Source organism: Mesorhizobium sp. M7A.F.Ca.AU.002.02.1.1, from assembly GCF_003998535.1.
Taxonomy (GTDB): Bacteria; Pseudomonadota; Alphaproteobacteria; order Rhizobiales; family Rhizobiaceae; genus Mesorhizobium; species Mesorhizobium ciceri.
Genome location: NZ_RZPB01000930.1, coordinates 1 through 2,040 on the forward strand (window position 1 = coordinate 1; position 2,040 = coordinate 2,040).

Genomic DNA, 2,040 nt, shown 5'->3' on the forward strand with positions numbered 1-2,040 from the left:
GTCGAAGCCACACTGAGGCTGCAACCGGACCTCTCGCTTGGCTACCTTGCCCACCTTCCCTTCGCAGACCCATCTTCCTTCGAACACTTCCTCTCCGGCTTCAGAAAGGCCGGCTTTTTATAGGATCCAGCCGGTCCGACAACTCATCGCCGCAGTTGCGTGCATGTGAGCAGTAAGAAGGACGACGGCAATGATAGTCGACAGGACAACCTCCCATACTGTTGGAACCTGACATACGGGGTCATTGCTGGATCAGGCCCGTCGTCCAGCAACGCAGTCATGTTACCTTTGGCAGACCGTCCGCTTTCGGGCGAAGGTAAAGTTTGCCGAACTCCGAGATCAGGCGCATTGCTGCCGCCAGCCGGCAACCGCTGCGAGGGTGAGGAAGGACAATGGGATTGTGCCTGGCGCCAGGTCGCTCGCATCGAGAAGAAAGACCCGCCATGTGGAAGCTGCCGGACCCGATCACCACGGTCGGGCGTCACGGCATCCTGTTCGGGACCGCCATACTCCCATGAGTGTCAGCGACGGCTGGTTTCGACCTTCGGCAACAATATCTGGTTCGTCCTCGTGCATGTAAAACTGGAAAGAAACGCGCAGTCGCGACGTTCTCTACATTGCGGTACTTGACATGGACTCGATATCGCTCGCGCAGTATCCTCTCGGCTTGACGCGTGTCCACGGTGCCCGGAATGTCAGGCGCACGCGTGAGTTCACCAAGTGGGTTCTCTCGCTACCCGGCAGTGAGGCAGCCTCGCCTGGTCCGCTCGGATTGCTACCAATACCAGCTGTGTTTTGGGCATGCGTTTGAGGGCAAGTCTTCAGAGCCTCGCCGGACAGGTGGAAATGAGCTCGGTGCGATCAGGATAGACAATTGTGCTCGAACTTGACATAGCCGACGTCTTCGCGGCCCGCCATGCACTCGACGGCGATGGCCATCCCGGCTCCAACCTTGAAGCTGTTATCTGGCACTAACCATGGTCCGCCCCAGCCCAGTCCGAAGGAATGGCCATAGATTGGGTAGCCGCAAAAAATTCCGCGGCCGTCAAGAACATCGAGGACTGCCTTGTACAGATCGCTTGCCGTTACGCCAAGGCGGCATGCGGCCACGCCTGCCTCAATTCCGGCAATGGCACCGTCGTAGATTTCATTCTGCCGCGCGGACCACTTTCCCCGACAACGACAGACCTTGAGAAGTCCCAGACCTAGCCCTCGACAGAAGGCGATGAGGGCCTGCCCCTCAGACCCCGTGAACATCATGCGAACACGACGCCAAAAGCTTCATTGCCCTCATCTCGCGGCAGATCCAATGCTCACGCAAGGAATCAGCCGTCGGCGGCCGCTCAAAATTTACCATTCTCATGAATAGTCCCAAATATTTAACACCTACCGATATCTTGGCGGCTATAGTCCGGGCCGCGCTGGTGGACTTGGAAATATCTCGGCATGTGCGGTTTTAGCGGCTATTTCGGCACTGTCCGGGATGGGAGGGCGCTCCTTGAAAGGATGACGGCTGCCATTGCGCATCGCGGCCCCGATGAGCAGGGGTTCTTCACCACAAAGGCGGCCGGCCTCGGCCATGCGCGGCTGTCCATCGTCGGTCTCGGGGACGGCCAGCAGCCGATGTCCGATGCGACGGGCGATCTGACGATCGCCTTCAACGGCGAGATCTTCAACTATGTGGAATTGCGCGAGCAGCTTCGCGCGAAAGGCCGCCATTTCCGGACAACCAGCGACACCGAAGTGATCCTGCATCTCTATGACGAGATGGGGGAGGATTGCGTCTCCGCGCTCAATGGCGATTTCGCCTTTGCGCTCTGGGACGGCCGCCGCCGCCGCATGGTTCTGACGCGCGACCGCATGGGGGTCCGGCCGCTCTTCTATACAAGGCAGGGCGAACGGCTTTACTTCGCCTCGGAGGTCAAGGCGCTCCTCCAGGCCCCGGGCGTCGCGGCCGAGATTGATCCGGTCGCACTCGACCAGATCTTCACGCTCTGGGCCCCGATCGCGCCGCGCACGCCCTTCCGCAACATCTACGAG

Annotated in this window: 1 protein-coding gene and 1 pseudogene; one reads left to right on the top strand and one right to left on the bottom strand. The window is 59.8% G+C overall.

The genetic code is table 11. The annotated features are described in order from the left end of the window. Positions 1 to 861: 861 nt before the first annotated feature. Positions 862 to 1,260 carry a M24 family metallopeptidase gene (locus tag EN879_RS33420; protein WP_063170504.1) on the bottom strand — a complete coding sequence of 133 codons (399 nt, stop codon included), beginning with the start codon at positions 1,258 to 1,260 and terminating at the stop codon, positions 862 to 864. Positions 1,261 to 1,446: 186 nt separating this feature from the next. Here EN879_RS33420 and EN879_RS33425 point away from each other — a divergent pair. Beyond that, positions 1,447 to 2,040, top strand: a pseudogene (locus EN879_RS33425) (asparagine synthetase B); the annotation flags it as partial.